At 67.5% G+C, this 16,793-nt stretch carries 19 protein-coding genes; 4 read left to right on the forward strand and 15 right to left on the reverse strand.

The features are described 5' to 3' along the window. Positions 1-110: 110 nt before the first annotated feature. From AB4061_RS13240 to AB4061_RS13275, 8 genes are all read right to left on the reverse strand, one after another. Complete coding sequence (locus tag AB4061_RS13240; protein ID WP_006162999.1) at positions 111-458, reverse strand: FKBP-type peptidyl-prolyl cis-trans isomerase; 348 nt, start codon at positions 456-458, stop codon at positions 111-113. 96 nt (positions 459-554) lie between these two features. After that, entirely contained in the window at positions 555-1,103 is a 549-nt protein-coding gene (locus tag AB4061_RS13245) for a YaeQ family protein (protein WP_043348422.1), read from the reverse strand. A gap of 96 nt (positions 1,104-1,199) precedes the next feature. Next, positions 1,200-1,901: an alpha/beta hydrolase gene (locus AB4061_RS13250; protein ID WP_441634390.1), complete on the reverse strand. Its 702-nt coding sequence runs from the start codon at positions 1,899-1,901 to the stop codon at positions 1,200-1,202. Between the two features lie 18 nt (positions 1,902-1,919). Then, positions 1,920-2,231 carry a hypothetical protein gene (locus AB4061_RS13255; protein WP_441634391.1) on the reverse strand — a complete coding sequence of 104 codons (312 nt, stop codon included), beginning with the start codon at positions 2,229-2,231 and terminating at the stop codon, positions 1,920-1,922. A gap of 145 nt (positions 2,232-2,376) precedes the next feature. Next, positions 2,377-2,979: a YceI family protein gene (locus AB4061_RS13260; RefSeq protein WP_441634393.1), complete on the reverse strand. Its 603-nt coding sequence runs from the start codon at positions 2,977-2,979 to the stop codon at positions 2,377-2,379. An 11-nt stretch (positions 2,980-2,990) separates the two neighbouring features. Beyond that, the gene (locus AB4061_RS13265; RefSeq protein WP_441634523.1) at positions 2,991-3,374 is read right to left on the reverse strand and encodes an MAPEG family protein; all 384 of its coding nucleotides are present in this window, start codon (positions 3,372-3,374) and stop codon (positions 2,991-2,993) included. Positions 3,375-3,453: 79 nt separating this feature from the next. Beyond that, positions 3,454-3,672 (reverse strand): RNA-binding S4 domain-containing protein, encoded by a 219-nt coding sequence (locus AB4061_RS13270; protein ID WP_043348411.1) that lies wholly within the window; start codon positions 3,670-3,672, stop codon positions 3,454-3,456. A gap of 4 nt (positions 3,673-3,676) precedes the next feature. Beyond that, entirely contained in the window at positions 3,677-5,452 is a 1,776-nt protein-coding gene (locus tag AB4061_RS13275; RefSeq protein WP_441634395.1) for a glutamine--tRNA ligase/YqeY domain fusion protein, read from the reverse strand. A gap of 214 nt (positions 5,453-5,666) precedes the next feature. On the opposite strand from AB4061_RS13275, the gene AB4061_RS13280 reads away from it, so the two are divergent. After that, positions 5,667-7,106, forward strand: coding sequence for a CoA transferase (locus AB4061_RS13280; protein WP_441634397.1), 1,440 nt, complete (start codon positions 5,667-5,669; stop codon positions 7,104-7,106). A gap of 65 nt (positions 7,107-7,171) precedes the next feature. Here the strand turns inward: AB4061_RS13280 and AB4061_RS13285 are convergent, their stop codons facing one another. From AB4061_RS13285 to AB4061_RS13310, 6 genes are all read right to left on the reverse strand, one after another. After that, positions 7,172-7,789 carry an FMN-binding negative transcriptional regulator gene (locus tag AB4061_RS13285; protein ID WP_441634399.1) on the reverse strand — a complete coding sequence of 206 codons (618 nt, stop codon included), beginning with the start codon at positions 7,787-7,789 and terminating at the stop codon, positions 7,172-7,174. Between the two features lie 4 nt (positions 7,790-7,793). Further along, positions 7,794-8,414: a pyridoxamine 5'-phosphate oxidase family protein gene (locus AB4061_RS13290; RefSeq protein ID WP_441634401.1), complete on the reverse strand. Its 621-nt coding sequence runs from the start codon at positions 8,412-8,414 to the stop codon at positions 7,794-7,796. 109 nt (positions 8,415-8,523) lie between these two features. Then, on the reverse strand, positions 8,524-9,384 hold the full coding sequence (locus AB4061_RS13295; protein ID WP_441634403.1) for a PhzF family phenazine biosynthesis protein: 861 nt from the start codon (positions 9,382-9,384) through the stop codon (positions 8,524-8,526). Between the two features lie 131 nt (positions 9,385-9,515). Next, a complete protein-coding gene (locus AB4061_RS13300; protein ID WP_441634405.1) occupies positions 9,516-9,914 on the reverse strand; it encodes a thiol-disulfide oxidoreductase DCC family protein in 399 nt (132 codons plus the stop codon). Between the two features lie 172 nt (positions 9,915-10,086). Continuing rightward, positions 10,087-11,712 (reverse strand): gamma-glutamyltransferase, encoded by a 1,626-nt coding sequence (gene ggt, locus AB4061_RS13305; RefSeq protein WP_441634407.1) that lies wholly within the window; start codon positions 11,710-11,712, stop codon positions 10,087-10,089. Between the two features lie 70 nt (positions 11,713-11,782). Further along, on the reverse strand, positions 11,783-12,760 hold the full coding sequence (locus AB4061_RS13310; RefSeq protein WP_441634409.1) for a Bug family tripartite tricarboxylate transporter substrate binding protein: 978 nt from the start codon (positions 12,758-12,760) through the stop codon (positions 11,783-11,785). Positions 12,761-13,027: 267 nt separating this feature from the next. Here AB4061_RS13310 and AB4061_RS13315 point away from each other — a divergent pair, with 267 nt between their 5' ends. The 3 genes from AB4061_RS13315 to AB4061_RS13325 all read left to right on the forward strand — a co-directional run bounded on the left by AB4061_RS13315 (position 13,028) and on the right by AB4061_RS13325 (position 15,172). After that, a complete protein-coding gene (locus AB4061_RS13315) occupies positions 13,028-13,957 on the forward strand; it encodes a LysR substrate-binding domain-containing protein (protein WP_441634411.1) in 930 nt (309 codons plus the stop codon). Positions 13,958-14,122: 165 nt separating this feature from the next. After that, a complete protein-coding gene (locus AB4061_RS13320; protein ID WP_441634413.1) occupies positions 14,123-14,533 on the forward strand; it encodes a MerR family transcriptional regulator in 411 nt (136 codons plus the stop codon). 60 nt (positions 14,534-14,593) lie between these two features. Continuing rightward, positions 14,594-15,172 carry an NAD(P)H-dependent oxidoreductase gene (locus AB4061_RS13325; protein WP_441634415.1) on the forward strand — a complete coding sequence of 193 codons (579 nt, stop codon included), beginning with the start codon at positions 14,594-14,596 and terminating at the stop codon, positions 15,170-15,172. A gap of 113 nt (positions 15,173-15,285) precedes the next feature. Here the strand turns inward: AB4061_RS13325 and AB4061_RS13330 are convergent, their stop codons facing one another. Next, positions 15,286-16,788 carry a tripartite tricarboxylate transporter permease gene (locus AB4061_RS13330; protein ID WP_174422528.1) on the reverse strand — a complete coding sequence of 501 codons (1,503 nt, stop codon included), beginning with the start codon at positions 16,786-16,788 and terminating at the stop codon, positions 15,286-15,288. Positions 16,789-16,793: the final 5 nt, after the last annotated feature.

Consider the following 16,793-nt stretch of genomic DNA (forward strand, 5'->3'; position numbering starts at 1 on the left):
TCCGCGGCGCAATGCAAAGAGGGGCGCCCGTGGGCGCCCCTCTTGCTTGCGTTATCCGCGCAAGGTGCGGATGGATGCGATTGGCCGCTGCCGTAGCGGCGGCCAGGCGATCAGACTGCCAGCAGTTCCACTTCGAACAGCAGCGTGGCGTTCGGCGGGATCACGCCGCCCGCGCCGCGCGCGCCGTAGCCCAGCTCGGCCGGGATCACCAGGCGGCGGGTGCCGCCAACCTTCATGCCTTGCACGCCTTCATCCCAGCCGCGGATGACGTGGCCGGCGCCCAGCGGGAACACGAACGGGTCGTTGCGGTCCTTGCTCGAGTCGAACTTGCGGCCGGCTTGCTCGTTTTCGTAGAGCCAGCCGGTGTAGTGCACCGTGACATGCTTGCCTGCCGTGGCTTCGGCGCCTTCGCCGGTGACGGTGTCTTCAAATTGCAGGCCGGAGGGAGTGGTATTCATGGATGGCTTCCTTGTGCTGTATCAGCGAGGGTCACGGGTTCGGTGAGGCCGGCGGCAAACCGGCCGCACCGGGCGGATTGGTTGAACGGGTTTGGCTCAGCCCGCGGGCTGTTGCAGGACTTCGAGCGTGATGCGGACGTTATGGTCGTCGTCGCTGACCCAGATCTCGCTATCCTGGATCGTCACCGACAGCCGCATGGCGCGCTGGGCCAGGGCAGCAAGTGCTTCCACGGCCTCGGCCGGCACATTGTAAATGGTCACGTTGCGCAGCTTGCCCGCCTTGCCGGCCATGCCCTTCCACCATTCACGCGCGCTCGCACCATTGTAGGTGAACACGGTGACGCGATCGGCACGGGCCGCGGCGCGCTTCAGGCGCGATTCGTCGGGCTGGCCCAGCTCGATCCAGTGTGCGATGTCGCCGGTGAGGGTTTTTTCCCACAGGTCCGGCTCGTCGGGCTCGTCCAGGCCGCGGGTGAAGGTCAAGGTGTCGCTGGCTTCGCAGGCAAAGGCCAGCAACCGCACCATCATGCGCGCGTCGTTTTCCGACGGGTGCTTGGCAATGGTCAGGGCGTGGCTGCCGTAATAGGGCCGATCCATGTCGGATACGGACAGTTCGGCCTTGTAGATGGTGGATTTAAGAGCCATGAAGGAAGCGGGGGCGGCAAAGGCTGCGAGAAGCGAAAGGCCGCATCATACGTGAATCGGGCGGGGCGATCTCGCGCCGGACTTTCAAGTGCCCGCTCAGGCGCCCACGGCGCGCAGCGCGATCGCGCTCAGCCTGCCGGCAAAGCCGGGCTGGTTCTGCCAGGCCTCGCCCAGCAAGTGGCCGGTATCCGGCAGGTCGATCACCTCCACGCGCTCGGCCAGGACGGCGCGTTCGGCGAGCGCATCGGCGATGCCGGGTGGAATGACCGCATCCTCGGCGCCGCGCACCAGCGTCAGGCGGCCGCGGAACCCGGCAATGAGGTCGAAGGCGAGCGAGGCGCGCCAGCTGCCGGGGGTGCGCAGCACTGCCGTAAAGGCCGGGCCGAAGGGGAGCTCGAACGCGGCGGGGTCATAGGCGGCGCCCACTAGCGTCAGGAGCCGCCCAATGCGGTTGCGCGGATCGGCGGCCAGCCGCACGGCGATTTCCCCGCTCATGCTGATGCCAATCACGGCCCGGGGGCCGGTGCCGTCAAGGTGCGCCAGTGCCGCCTGGGCCTCGCGCAGGCGCTTGGCCAGCGAGTTCGGCGTGCGCGCCGAGCTATCGCCGTGTCCGGAAAAATCGATGGCAACGCTGCCCACGCCCTGCGCGGCAAGCGTTTGGCGCAAGGCCAGCCAGCGCGCGCGGTGGCTGGTGCCCGCGCCGTGCAGCAGCAGGCAGCTCGCGCCATTGCCCGCGTCCATGCGGTCGGCAGCCAGCGTTTCGGCGCCGGCCTCGATGTCAAAGCGCAGGGGGTTCATGGTGGGCCTGGCGGCGCTTCAGCGAGATTTCTTGTAATCGCTCAGGTAATAGCGCAGCAGCGCCGACGCCAGCGTCAGGCAGAGAAAAGCGAGGGCGATCACCATGGCGTGCCCGGCGGGGCTGTCGATCTGTCCCGACAGCGCCAGGCTGGCCAGCCAGCTGCCTACCGGCAGGATCATCAGGGGCACCAGCAGTGCGCGGCGCCCATAGGTGCGCAGCGCCCACGCGGGGAAATTGCGCAGGAAGGCCATCGGGATGCTGCAGATCAGGCAGGCGCCCGCGGCGGCTAGCGAGGCTGCCACCACATCCCCAACTTGAATCGTGATCATTGTTCTCGGGTTCCCCGTTCAGGCGGAGGCCGGGAAATGACCGGCCGGAAAAATGCAAACCGCTGATTCTACAGAAGAATTCCGGTTTTCAGGTGTCGCTGGGCCGACATGTCGCGGCGGCAAGAAGGCGAGCGTGACGTGGCTGTCACTCCAGCGGCGGAAGTGCCGGCGCGGCTTCCACTGACAGGGTCAGAACCACGGTATCGCCCACCTCCGGCAGGAAGCGCGTCATGCCAAACGCGCTGCGCGACAGCACGGCGCGGAAGTCTCCGCCGCACACATGGCGCTTGATGCCGAACAGGGAGGTCTCGCCGCAGCTGAAGCGCTCGGCTTCCAGCCGCAGCGGCTGCGTGACGCCATGCAGGGTCAGCTCGCCTTCCACGGCCACCAGCCGGTCCCCGTCCCGCACGAAGCGATTCGCGCGCAGCCGGACCACGGGAAAATTCTGGGCATCGAGAAACTGGGCCGAGCGCAGGATGCCGTCCAGCGTGCGGTTGCCGGAATCTACCGAGTCGGCATCGACCGTGAAATCGATCGCGCCGCTGCCGCTGGCTTCGTCGAAGCTGATGCGGCCATCGATCTTGCCGAAGCGCCCGCGCACCGAGGTCCGCTCAAAGTGGCTGGCGGCGAAGTATACGGTGGTGTGTGTCGGGTCCACCGTGAAGTTGATGGGCTCGGCCTGCACCGTGCCGGGCAGGCACGGCGCCAGCAGGCAGAGCGCGCAAGCGACGGTTGCCGAAAGCCGCATGATGCGTGTCCTCAGTGGACGAATACCGGCAACAGGAAGATGCCGATCACCGACAGGAAACCGATGGTCCAGCACAGCGTGCGCAAGGTGGCGCGATCGGCCAGGTAGCACACGGTGTACAGGATGCGTGCGGCGAGGAAGACCAGCGCCAGCTCATCGATGCGTGCCGCCGGCGCTTGCAGGTGCGTGGCGCACAGCACCGCCGCGGCGAAGAAGGGGAAGGCCTCGAAGTGATTGCGGTGCGCCATGTCGGCGCGCCGCGCGCGCCCGGCCTGCCTTTCCAGCCAGCCGCGCGGGTCGTGGTTGTCGTAGGCGCGTCCGCTCGCCTTGGCCACGCCCACCGTCATGACGGGCAGGATCCCCGCCAGCAGCACACACCAGAACGCAATCGGCATTGTCATTTCCTTTGCTTGGAGGAAAACGCCCGGCGACCGGACTGGCCGGCCGCCGGGCGTGCTCGCGAACGCGACGGCCTCAGGCCGCCACCACGCGGATTTTCACGCCAGCCACGCTGACCACCTGGCCGGCGCGGATCTTGGCGGTCTTGCGCGATTCCACCGCGCCGTCGACCGAGACTTCGCCGGCCGCCACCAGCGCCTTGCCGGCGCCGCCGCTGTCGCACACGCCGGCGACCTTGAGCAGGTCGTTCAGGGCGATATGCTCGCCCTCCAGCGGGAAGGTTACGGTTTGCATGGGCTTACTTCCCCCAGCTGTCGCGCAGCCCGACGATGCGGTTGAAGACCGGCTTGCCCGGCTTCGAATCCACGCGGTCGGCCACGAAGTAGCCCTGGCGCTCGAACTGGAAGCGATCTTCCGGAGCGGCTTGCGCCAGGCCGGGTTCCAGGTAGGCCGTGACGATCTTCTTCGAGTCCGGGTTCAGCGCGTCGAGGAAGTTCTTGCCGCCGGCGTCCGGGTTCGGGTCGTTGAAGAGGCGGTCGTACAGCCGCACCTCGGCTTCATAGGCATGCGCCACACTGACCCAATGGATGTTGCCCTTGACCTTGACGCTGTCCGCGCCCGGCGTGCCGCTGCGGGTTTCGGGCAGGTAGTTGGCGTGCACGGCGATGACCTTGCCGTCGGCGTCGCGGTCCACGCCCGTGCATTCGATCACGTAGCCGTGGCGCAGGCGCACCTTGCTGCCCGGGGTGCCGTCCTTGGGCGCGAACAGGCGGAAGTAGCCCTTGGGCGGCGCTTCGCTGAAGTCGTCGCGCTCGATCCACAGCTCGCGCGTGAGCGGGAAGACGCGCATGCCCAGTTCCGGCTTCTTCGGGTGCACCGGCGCCGTGCAGTCGTCGCTCTGGCCTTCGGGGTAGTTGTCGAGGATCAGCTTGAGCGGATCCAGCACGGCGGCGCCACGCGCGGCGCGCGCGTCGAGGTCGTCGCGCACGGCGCCTTCCAGCGTGCTCATGTCGATCCAGCTATCGGACTTGGCCACGCCGATGCGGTCACAGAACAACTGGATCGATTCCGGCGTAAAGCCGCGGCGGCGCACGCCCACGATGGTGGGCATGCGCGGATCGTCCCAGCCGTCCACGCGGTTTTCAACGACCAGTTGCAGCAGGCGGCGCTTGCTGGTGATGGCGTAGGTCAGGTTCAGGCGGGCGAACTCGTACTGATGCGGCAGCGGCTCGCTGAACACGCCGCATTCGCGCAACTGCGCCAGCACCCAGTCGTACAGCGGGCGGTTGTTCTCGAACTCCAGCGTGCACAGCGAATGCGTGATGTTTTCCAGCGCGTCCGAGATGCAGTGGGTGAAGTCGTACATCGGGTAGATGCACCACTTGTCGCCCGTGCGGTGGTGATGCGCGTGGCGGATCCGGTAGATCACCGGGTCGCGCATCACGATGTTGGGCGCGTTCATGTCGATCTTCGCGCGCAGCACGTGCTCGCCGTCGGCGTACTTGTCGTCGCGCATGTCGCGGAACAGCTGCAGGTTTTCCTCGACGCTGCGGTCGCGGAACGGCGAGGGCGTGCCCGGGCGGGAGAAGTCGCCGCGGTTGGTGGCGATCTGCTCGGCGCTCTGGCTGTCCACGTAGGCGACGCCGCGCTCGATCAGCTTTTCGGCGAAGGCGTAGAGCTGGTCGAAGTAGTCGCTGGCGTAGTACAGGTGCGGCTGCTTGCTGCCGTCCTTGGCCGTGGTGTCCCAGCTGAAGCCGAGCCAGTGCACCGCGTCGATGATGGAATCGACGTATTCGGTGTCTTCCTTGACCGGGTTGGTGTCGTCGAAGCGCAGGTGGCAGCGGCCACCGAAATCGCGCGCCATGCCGAAGTTCACGCAGATGCTCTTGGCGTGGCCGATATGCAGGTAGCCATTGGGCTCCGGCGGGAAGCGGGTGATGACGGGGGGCAACGGCTCGCCCTGGGCATCCTGGCGGCCGGCGTAGGTGCCGGCGGCGAGGTCCTGGTCGATGATGCTGCGCAGGAAATTGGATGCGGCGGTCGTGCTGTCGTTGGCTTTGGGGTCGTTGCTCATGGTGGCGCCGGTGGGCGGTTAAGTCAGGAGGCGGGGCGGCGGCCGGAGTCTGGCGCGCAGCCTGCCGCGCTGCTCGATTGCATGGCGGAATGCCGGATCGGGTGATTTTACCGTGCCGGGGACCCGAGTCGTGCAAACTCCGCGCACGGGCGCAAAAACACCCGGCGCGGCCTAGGATGGAGAGAGCGCACCCGCCCTGTGGAGCCTTGCCGCCATGCCGACGCCAACTATTTCCCAAGCCACTCGCCCAACCCCGCTGGAGGCCGTAGCCGGGCTCTGGCTGGCCGCCGGGCTGCCAGCCGCTGCCCTGGACCGGCTGCAGCTCAGCGGTGCCGATCCGGTGCTGCCGTCGTCGTTCGCCGTGGGCACGGCCGCCCAGGCCAGCCTGGGCGCGTCGGCGCTGGCCGCCGCCATGCTGTGGCAGCAGCGCAGCGGGCGCTGGCAGGACGTGGCCGTCGACATGCGCCACGCCGTGGCCGAGTTCCGCAGCGAGCGCTACCTGCGCGTGGGCGGCGAGCCCGCGGCGGAGTTCCGCGACAAGGTGTCTGGCCTCTACCGCTGCGGCGACGGCCGCTGGGTACGCGTGCATGCCAATTTTCCCCATCACCGGGACGGCGTGCTGCGCATCCTGGGCTGCCCGCACGATCTCGCCGCGGTGCGCTCAGCCTTGCAGAAATGGGACGCCGAGGCCTTCGAGGCCACCACCTCCGAGGCCGGCCTGGTCGTGGCCGCCCTGCGCAGCTTCGACGAATGGGACCGCCATCCGCAGGGGCAGGCGTTGCATGGCATGCCGCCACTCAACATCGAGCGCATCGGCGAAGCGCCGCCGCAGCCGCTCGCCGCGCTGCCCACGGCCGGCGCGCGCCCGCTCGGCGGCGTGCGCGTGCTGGATTTCACCCGCATCATTGCCGGGCCGGTAGCCGGACGCACGCTGGCCGCCCACGGCGCCGATGTGCTGCAGGTGAGCGCGGCCCACCTACCCAGTATTGCCCCGCTGGTGATCGACACTGGGCGCGGCAAGCGCGCCTGCCAGCTGGACCTGCGCGACCCCGACGACAAACGCACCCTGCACAAGCTGTTGCACGGCGCCGACGTGCTGATCCAGGGCTATCGCCCGCAGGGGCTGGCGGAGTTGGGCGTGGGGCCGGAGGCGGTGGCCCGCGCCCGCCCCGGCATCGTCTATGTGACGCTAAGTGCCTACGGGCATTTGGGTCCTTGGGCTGGCAAGCGCGGCTTCGATTCGCTGGTGCAGACCGCCAGCGGCTTCAATCAGGCGGAAGCGTCCGCGGCGCGCAGCGAGGAGCCGCTGCCGCTGCCGGCGCAAGTGCTGGACCATGCGGCTGGCTACCTGCTGGCGCTTGGCGCCATGGCCGGGCTGCATCGCCGTGCGGCCGAGGGCGGCAGCTGGCATGTGCGGGTGTCGCTGGCGCAGGTTGGCCAGTGGTTGCGCGGCCTGGGCCGAATCGACGGTGGCCTGGAGGCGCCGGACCAGCGCTTCGAGGACGTGTCCGACCTGTTGGTGACCCTGCCGTCGGGCTTTGGCGAACTGCGCGCGGTGTCGCACGCGGGACGCTTGTCCGAGACGCCCGCGCACTGGGCGCTGCCTTCAGTTCCGCTGGGCACGCACGCGCCAGAGTGGCTGCCGCGCGCCTGAGCGGCGCGAGAGCCGGGTTCGAAGCTGGCCGTGCGGGGGGGCTTCAGGCGTTCTTCAGGCGCGCTTCAGGCGCCCATCATGCGTGCCATCCACGCTGCCATGTCGCGCTCGATGGGGCTGCCTTCCTGCTGGGCCGCGAGAATGCGGGCGCGGTCGCCCGCCGGGCGGTTCTGGCTGAGCTTGAACTTGGCTTCGATGCGTGTGGGCACGATGCGCAGGCCCACGATCGCGCCCAGCATTTTCTGCTGGAAATCCTCCGGCAGCGCGCGCCACTGCGCAGCGTAGCCGGGCTCGTTCTGCGCGATCAACCGCTTGAGCAACGCATCCTTGGCATCGGCGTCATGGATCGTAGCGATCTCCGCATACACATGCACGGCCACGTAGTTCCAGGTCGGCACCGACAGCTTTTGCTCGTACAACGCTGGCGACACATAGCCATGCGGCCCCTGGAACACCAGCAGGGCGCTGGGCGTCTGCTCCAGCCAGCGCCAGTGCGGGTTGGCACGCGCCATATGGCCTTCGATCTGCCAGGCATCGCCGCTGCGCTGGGCCACCACCGGCAGGTGGGTGGCGAACGGCAGCCCGTCGGCGTCGTTGCCGATCAGCGTGGCAAAGGGGTAGCGGCGCATGACCTCGTCGATGGCGTCGCTTTCGGTGCTGGCGAAGTGGGATGGCGTGTACATGGGGTCAATACAGGGTTTGCTTCATCCGCGCGGGCTGCGACTCGTCGTAGGCGACGCCGTCGAAGGGATCCCGGCTCACGGCGGCAAGGATGGTGCCGTTGCTCGGCAGGCTGCTGCGCGCCACCTGTGTTTCCAGTGCCCAAAGCTTGGAGCGCACCAGCGCGCGGGCGCACTGGAAGAACACCGACTGGATTGAAATTACCAGCACGGTGGCCGGCGCCTTGCCATCCACGACGCAGCGCGCGATCAGCGCCGGGTCCACCGAGACATGGGCGGTGCCCGCCACGCGGATGGTCTCGTTCACGCCCGGGATCAGGAACAGCAGGCCAACGCGCGGGTCGGCGATGATGTTGCGCAGGCTGTCCAGGCGGTTGTTGCCACGCCGGTCCGGCAGCAGCAGCGTGCGCTCATCCAGCACCTGCACAAAGCCCGGCGCATCGCCGCGCGGGGAGACTTCCGCGTACTCGCCGCCCACCGTGGACAGCATGCAGAGCGGGGCGGCCTCGACGAAGGCACGGTAGTGCGGGTGCAGGTAGTCGACTTCCTTGGCGAGCGAGGCTTCGCCGGCTTCGGCGTAGTGGGCCTCCAGCTCGGCCAGCGTGGTCAGGGCGTGCGGCGTGGTCATGTCGGGCGGCGCATGTGGGGCGCTCGTTAGGGCGGTGGGAAGACCGGGCAGACGCTCACTGTAACGCAGTACCGCGCCTTTTGTCGCGTTGACGCCGCAAGCCTGCGCGTTACAGGTTGATGGTGCCGCGTCCCAGCTCGATCACGCGACCGCCCACGCGGATGGCCCGCTCGCCGGTGACTTCCAGGCGCAGCGTGCACGGCCGGTCGACCGCCTCGCCCTGCGAGACCTGATAGGCGGCCGGCAGCGCGTAATCGTTGGCGATCAGCCAGCCGCCCAGATTGGCGCAGGCCGAGCCGGTGCCCGGGTCCTCGGCCACGCCACCGCCTTGCTTGGTGAAGAAATAACGCGACACCACCTGGCCCGGCCGCGTCGGGTCGAAGGCGAAGACGTAGGTCGTCTTGCGGCCCAGGCTGCTCTGCGGCCAGGACGCCAGGCGTGCGCTGTCAGGCTGCGCGCGGCGCACCGCGTCCACGGTTTTCACGGGCACCATCAGCTGGTCGGCGCCGGTGTCGACCCAGATCGGCGCCGCCAGCAGGTCGGTCTCGGCGAGCCCGAGCAGCGATGCCATCTGCGCGTCCGGCAGGCCCGCCGGCGCGGTCCTGGGCGCACCCGCATGCGGCGCGGTGAAGGTCCACACGTCGCCCTGCGCGGTCACCGGCACCACGCCCGCTTTGAACTCCAGCGTGAGCGCGTCGCCGGTAGCGGCCAGGTCGCGCACCACATGAGCGGTGCCCAACGTGGGATGGCCGGCAAAGGGCATCTCGTAGCCCGTGGTGAAAATCCGGACGTGCGCGCTGGCCTGTTCGGAGGGGAGGATGAAGGTGGTTTCGGACAGGTTGAACTGCAGCGCCAGGGCCTGCATGGTGGCCGTGTCGAGCCCGCGCGCATCCTCGAACACGCACAGGGGATTGCCGCCGAAGGTGGATTCGGCGAAGACGTTGAGCAGGCGGAAAGCGTAGGTGGTCATGGCGGTCGGGGTGAAAGCAAAGGCGAAGGCCTCAGTGTAGTGCCGCAAGCGGCGTACACCATGCACAGTCGCCGCCATGGCAAGCAGGCCAGTTGCAGACAGTCGGGTGAGGCGCCCGACTCAGCGCCGACTCAGCGCCGGCCCGGCGTGCAGACGCCGTCCGCGCAGCCGTAGCCCAGCAGCCGGCTGGCCCGATAGCGGTTGCGCGCAAACCAGCGGTAGAGGTGCTGCCACGCGGGGCGGGTAGCCCGCAGCCTGAGCGGCCACACCAGCCAGCCCAGGCCGATCAGCGCATAGCTCTCGGCGATGCAGTCGATACCAACCAGCAAGTGTCCGTCGGCGCGCACGCCATGCAGTTCCGTATCCATGGCGGCGAAGGTGGTGCCGTAGGCCGCGGGATCGAAGCCCTCGCCGCGCATGTCGAGGTATCCCAGCCGGCCGTGGCGGTCGAGTCTCGCCATGCGCCGCATTTCGGCGGCACAGAGCGGGCAACCGCCGTCGAAGAACAGCGTCAGTGCGGGCGCGCTCATGTCATGTTCTCCTTCGCGTGGTGCGATCTGGCTTGCGTTTTGTCAGTAATTTCTGTCAATACAGAAATTTAGGATGAGATCGGCCGCCACGTCAAGGGGATCCGCACTGGCGGTGCACAGGCAAAAAAAAGCCCGCCTTGCGGCGGGCGCTCCCAGTGCTACCTACGGGTACTCAAAACCCTACGGCCTGCCCGTCGCGCCGGCTGTCGCTGGCGGCCACATAGCCATGCTCGGCATCGTCCGACAGGCGCCAGATAAACTGGCCCGAGCCAAAATCCATGTATGGGTCGTCGACCGACTTGAGCTGGTGGCCGCGAGCCTTCAGGCCAGCAACGACCGCCGGATCCATGGTGGATTCGACGTCCAGCGTGAAGTCGCGGTTGACCTTCCAGCGCGGCGCGCAGCACGCGGCCTGCGGCTGCTGGTTGTAGTCCACCATGCGCACCACGGTCTGCAGATGGCCCTGCGGCTGCATGTCGCCGCCCATCACGCCGAAGCTCATCACTGGCTGGCCGTCCTTGGTCAGGAAGGCCGGGATGATGGTGTGGAAGGGGCGCTTGCCGCCGGCCACCACGTTGGGGGATTTCGGATCCATCGAGAAGCCCACGCCGCGGTTCTGCAGGCTGATGCCGGTGCCCGGCACGACCACGCCGGAGCCGAAGCCCATGTAGTTCGACTGGATGAACGAGATCATCATGCCGTTCTCGTCGGCGGCGGTCAGGTAGATGGTGCCGCCGACCTTGGGCATGCCGAAATCGAAGTGCGTGGCGCGCTCCATGTCGATCAGCTTGGCGCGCGACTTCAGGTATGCGTCGTCCAGCATCTGCTCGGGCGTGACTTCCATGCTGCCAGGGTCGGCCACGTAGCGGTAGAGATCGGCAAAAGCCAGCTTCATCGCCTCGATCTGCAGATGCTGCGACTCGACCGAATCCACCGGCAGCGCGGCCATGTCGAACTGGTCCAGGATGCCCAGCGCCACCAGCGCGGCGATGCCCTGGCCATTCGGCGGGATCTCGTGCAGCTCGTAGCCGCGGTAGGCCTTGCTGATCGGCTTGACCCAGTCGGGCTTGTAGTTGCGCAGGTCGTCGGCCGTCATGGCGCCGCCGCATTCCTGGCTGAAGGCGACGATCTTCTCGGCGATCTCGCCTTCGTAGTAGGCGCGGCCTTTGCTGGCGCCGATCTTGCGCAGCGTGTCGGCGGCAGCCTTGAGCGTGAACTTCTCGCCCACATTGGGTGCCCGGCCATTCGGCATGAAGGCCTCGGCGTAGCCAGGCTGGTCCTTGAGTTCCGGCACGGCGGCTGCCCATTTGTGCGCCACCACCGGCGGCACGGCGTAGCCGCGCTCGGCGATCTCGATGGCGGGTTCCATCAGCTCGGCAAAGGGCAGCTTGCCAAAGCGCTCATGCAGCGCGGCCCAGCCGGCGATCACGCCCGGCACGGTGACGGCGTCCCAGCCGCGCACGGGGCGTTTGGCGATGCCGTTGGCATCCGTGCCGTACTTGCTCTTGAAGTACTCGGGGCTCCATGCCGCCGGCGCCACGCCCGAAGCGTTCAGGCCATGCATTTCCTTGCCGTCCCACAGGATCGCGAAAGCGTCGCTGCCCAGGCCGCACGAGACCGGCTCGACGATGGTGATGGCTGCCGCCGCGGCGATGGCTGCATCGACCGCGTTGCCGCCCTTGAGCAGCATGCGCAGGCCGGCCTGCGCCGCCAGCGGGTGCGAGGTGGACACCACGTTGCGCGCGAACAGCGGGATGCGCACGGAAGGGTAGGGATTGGTCCAGTTGAAGTTCTGCATGCTTGTCTCGGTTCGATGCGCTGGCAGCGCTTGGCCGCGATGCCGCGGCCGGCTTGCCAGCGTTCGTACGTTATTCCACGATGATCTTGCGATCCTTGATCAGCTTACCCCAGCGCGCGCTGTCCTTCTTGACCATCGCGGCGAACTGGGCCGGCGTGCCGCCAACGGGTTCCGCACCCAGCTTGCCCAGGCGCTCCTTCACGTCGGGCGCCTGGATCGCCTTGTTGAACTCGGCGTTGAGGCGGTTCACCAGCTCGGCCGGCATCTGCTTGGGGCCGTAGATGCCGAACCAGGTATCGGACTCGAAGCCGGGCAGGCCGGACTCGCTGGCGGTCGGGATCTCGGGCGCCAGCGGCGAGCGCTTCAGGCTGGTCACGGCTAGCGCCTTGAGCTTGCCGTCCTTCACGTGCGGCAGGCCCGAGACGATGCTGTCGAACAAAATCTGCACCTTGTTGGAGATCAGGTCGGGCACGGCCAGCGCGGTGCCGCGATACGGGATGTGCGTGATGAACACGCCGGCTTGCGCCTTGAAGGCTTCGGCGGTCAGGTGCACCACCGTGCCGTTGCCGCTGGACGCGTAGTTCAGCTCGCCAGGATGCTTCTTGGCGTAGTCGATCAGCTCCTTGACGTTCTTCACCGGCAGGCTGTTCGGCACCACCAGCACGTTGGTGGCGATGGCCACCTGGCCGATCGGCGTGAAGTCGGTCTCGGTGTTGTACGGCAGGCGCGTGTTGATGTACGGCCCGATCGAATGCGTGCTGGTCGTGGCGATCAGCAGCGTGTAGCCGTCGGCCGGGGCCTTGGCGGCCATGTCGGAGCCGATGGCGCCGCCGGCGCCGGGCCGGTTGTCGACCACGATCTGCTGGCCCATGTTGGTGCCCACCTTCTGCGCGATGGCGCGAGCCAGCAAATCGGTGGCGCCGCTGGCCGGGAACGGCACGATCAGGCGGATCGGCTTGTTCGGGTAGGTGTCGGCGAGTGCCGGGACGGCGCTCAGCGCAAGTCCCGTGGCGAGGCTCGTGCCAAAGAGGCGCAGCCAGTGTTTCATGGTGATCTCCGGATCGGGGAAGCAAAGCATCGCAGGCCGGGGCCGGCCCTCGGGCAACACACTCCGCTGCGGATGCTGCCAGGCGGTGCTGCGGATCCATTATTCCGTGCAGGTCATCATAATGAAAGCTAATATTTCTTTCTTATGTCTAAAGGTTTTCTTAAGTATTGATGTCGATAATAAGTAACATGACAAGCCACCCACCAAGCCACCCACCAAGCCACCCACCAAGCCACCCACCAAGCCGCACATCATGACTTTCTCCCCATGAGCACCATCCGTTTCCTGCGCACCTTCGTTGCCGTGGCCGACCACGGCTCCTTTGCCGCCGCCTCCGAGCGGGTGGCCCTGACCCAGGCCGCGGTCAGCCTGCAGATGCGCGCGCTGGAGATGGAGCTGCGCCGCGAGCTGTTCGACCGGGGAGGCCGGGTGGTGGCGCTCAATGCCGGCGGGCGCGAGCTGTTGCCGCAGGCGCGCCGCATGCTCGCACTCTACGACGAGATGCGCCTGCCCCCGGAAGCGCCGGACGTGATGGCCGGCGCGGTAGCGGTGGGCGCCGTGGTGTCGGTCATGGGCGGCCTGTCGCATGTGGTGGCGCGCATGAAGCGCGAATACCCGGCGCTGGACGTGCGCCTGGTCAGCGCCAAGTCGATCGAGCTGGCGGCGCAGGTGGAAGCCGGTGAGCTGGACGCGGCGATGCTGGTGGAAGGGGCGGGCCGCTTGCCCGGCACGTTGGTGTGGACGCCGCTTTACCAGGAGCCGCTGGTGGCGATTGCCGGGCGCGACAGCCTGGGCGCGAACGCGCGCGAAGCGCTGGCGGCCAACCCCTTCCTGCGTTTCGACCGCGGCCAGCGCACTGGCATGCTGGTTGCGCGGGCGCTGCGCCGCGCGCATCTGCGCGTCAATGAGTTCCTCGAGCTGAACTCGATCGAGGCGCTCGTTGAACTGGTGCGCCAGCAGGTGGGCGTGACCGTGGTGCCGTTGCTGCAGCGCGCGCGCTGGCTGGAGGACGAAGCCCTGCGCATCCTGCCGCTCGAAATCGGCGGTGCGCCGGTGCTGCGCACCATTGGCATGCTGGAGCGGCGCGACCAGGCGCGCCGCCACGTCACGGCAGCCGTGCGGGACGCCTGTGCGGGCCTGTTCGATGCCCCTGGCGCTGGCGTGGCGGCGCAGGGGCAAGGGTCCGGGCAGGGCTAGGGTAGGGGTAGGGGCACTCCGAGGGAGCTTGACTCTGCCCCTAAGGGCAAGCCTTACCCTGTGCAGCGCTTGCGGCAAGGTTCGCGCCATAAGCCAAGCCAGGGCAAGCAAGCAGGATGCCACTGGCGTTTCGTACTTTCGTACCAATGCAAGGGAGGAACGGGGATGTTCATCGGAGAAATTGCCAGGCGCACGGGCGCGTCGCCGAAGGCGATCCGCCACTACGAATCGCTTGGCTTGCTAGGGCAGGTCACGCGCGCCGGCTCATACCGCGTCTATGCGGACGACGCAGTCAGGCAGGTCGGGCTGATCCGGCAGGCGCAGGCCCTGGGCTTTCGCCTGTCCGAGCTGCTCCCGGTGATGGATGCGGGCGCGGGGGAGCCGGACTGGCACCGGCTCGTGCAGCAGCTCGATAGCAAGCGTGCGAGCCTGCGCGAGGAAATCCACAGGTTGCGCAAGCTGGACGCCGAGCTTGGCGAGATCGGCGCGGAAATCCGTGCGTGCCTTGGCCGTGGCGAAGCGCGCGAAGCGGCCAGCGATGCACCGCACGGCGCGATGGCGTGCCCGCGGCCTTGACTCTGCCTCAAGGGGCAAGCCTTACCCTCGCGGCGTCGACCTTTTTTGGAGAGCATCGCGATGCGGCAGCGAATACTGGTGATCATGGGTCACCCTTCGAACGACGGCTTGTGCGGCGCCATCGCCAGGACCTATGCGGCCGGCGCGGAAGCCGCGGGGCACGAAGTCCGGCTGCTCAGGCTGGATATGCTGAAGTTCGATCCCATCCTGCATGCGGGCTACAACGCCATCCAGGGCCTCGAGCCCGATCTGGTCGACGCGCAGGAAGCCATGGCCTGGGCGGGACACCTTGCGTTCGTCTTCCCGATCTGGTGGGGCGGCCCGCCCGCCTTGCTCAAGGGCTTCCTGGACCGCGTGCTGCTGCCCGGCTTCGCCTTCAAGTACCGCGCTGGCAAAGCGTTCCCTGATCAGCTCCTGAAGGGCCGCTCGGCGCATCTCCTGGTGACCATGGATACGCCGCCCTGGTATTTCAAATGGATCTACCGCATGCCGGGCATCCGCCAGATGCGCAAGACCACGCTGGAGTTCTGCGGGATCAAGCCGGTCAGCACCATGGCGTTCGGCCCGGTATTGGGCTCGCAGCCCGGGCAGAGGGATGCCTGGCTGGCGCGAGCCGGCGCGCTTGCCGCCAGCATCTGAGCGCCGCAGCGGGCAAGGCATGAAAAAAGGTGCCTTGCGGCACCTTGAGGGTCTTCTTTCTCTGGCAGCGTCGCCCGCGGCCGGCACGGATACCGGCCGCGGGACTTGCTCTCTTATTCTTCCTGGAAAGCTTCCTCGCGCTTGTTCTTGATCGACGGCAGCGCCACGATCAGGACCAGCACGGCGGCTGCGATCAGCAGGCCGAGCGACAGCGGGCGGGTCAGGAACACGCTGAACTCGCCGCGCGACAGCAGCAGGGAGCGGCGGAAATTCTCTTCCATCATCGGCCCCAGCACGAAGCCCAGCAGCAACGGCGCCGGCTCGCACTTGAGCTTGATGAACAGGTAGCCGATCACGCCGAAGGCCGCGGTCTGGAACACGTCGAACGTGGTGTTCTGGACCGAGTACACGCCGATGCAGCAGAACACCAGGATGGCCGGGTACAGGTAGCGGTAAGGCACCTTGAGCAGCTTGACCCAGATCCCGATCAGCGGCAGGTTCAGGATGATCAGCATGAAGTTGCCGATCCACATCGAGGCGATCAGGCCCCAGAACAGCGCGGGGTTGCTGGTCATGACCTGCGGGCCCGGCTGGATGTTGTGGATGGTCATCGCGCCCACCATCAGCGCCATCACGGCGTTGGGCGGAATGCCCAGCGTGAGCAGCGGGATGAAGGAGGTCTGCGCCGCGGCGTTGTTGGCCGATTCCGGACCCGCCACGCCTTCGATAGCGCCCTTGCCGAACTCATGCGAGAACTTCGAGGTCTTCTTTTCCAGCGAGTAGGCTGCAAACGAAGCCAGCGCCGCACCGCCGCCCGGCAGGATGCCCAGCGCGGAGCCCAGGAACGTGCCGCGAAGCACTGCCGGGATCATGCGCTTGAAGTCTTCCTTGGTCGGGAACAGGTTGGTGATGTGGTCCGTGAAGGTTTCGCGGGCATCTTTTTGTTCCAGGTTCGCGATGATTTCCGCGAAGCCGAACACACCCATGGCGACCGAGACGAAGTTCAGGCCGTCGGTCAGCTCCGGCACGTCGAACGAGAAGCGCGCGGCGCCCGAGTTCACGTCGGTGCCGACCAGGCCCAGCAGCAGGCCCAGCACGATCATGGCGATGGCCTTGACCAGCGAGCCCGAAGCCAGCACCACGGCGCCGATCAGGCCCAGCACCATCAGCGAGAAGTACTCGGCGGGGCCGAACTTGAAGGCCAGTTCCGACAGCGGCGCTGCGAACGCGGCCAGGATCAGGGTTGCCACGCAGCCGGCGAAGAACGAGCCTAGGCCGGCGGTGGCTAACGCCACCCCCGCTCGCCCTCGCCTGGCCATCTGGTAGCCATCGATGGTAGTCACCACCGACGACGATTCACCCGGCAGGTTGACCAGAATGGCGGTGGTCGAGCCACCGTACTGGGCGCCGTAATAAATACCGGCCAGCATGATGAGCGCGGCCACCGGCGGCAGCGTGTAGGTCACCGGCAGCAGCATGGCGATGGTGGCCAGAGGCCCCAGGCCCGGCAGCACGCCGATCAGGGTGCCCAGCACGCAGCCCAGGAAGGCGTAGGCGAGGTTTTGCAGGGTCAGGGCGGTCGAGAAGCCCAGGCCCAGGTTGGCTAGTAGTTCCATATGGC

The organism is Cupriavidus sp. YAF13, assembly GCF_052113425.1.
Taxonomy (GTDB): Bacteria; Pseudomonadota; Gammaproteobacteria; order Burkholderiales; family Burkholderiaceae; genus Cupriavidus.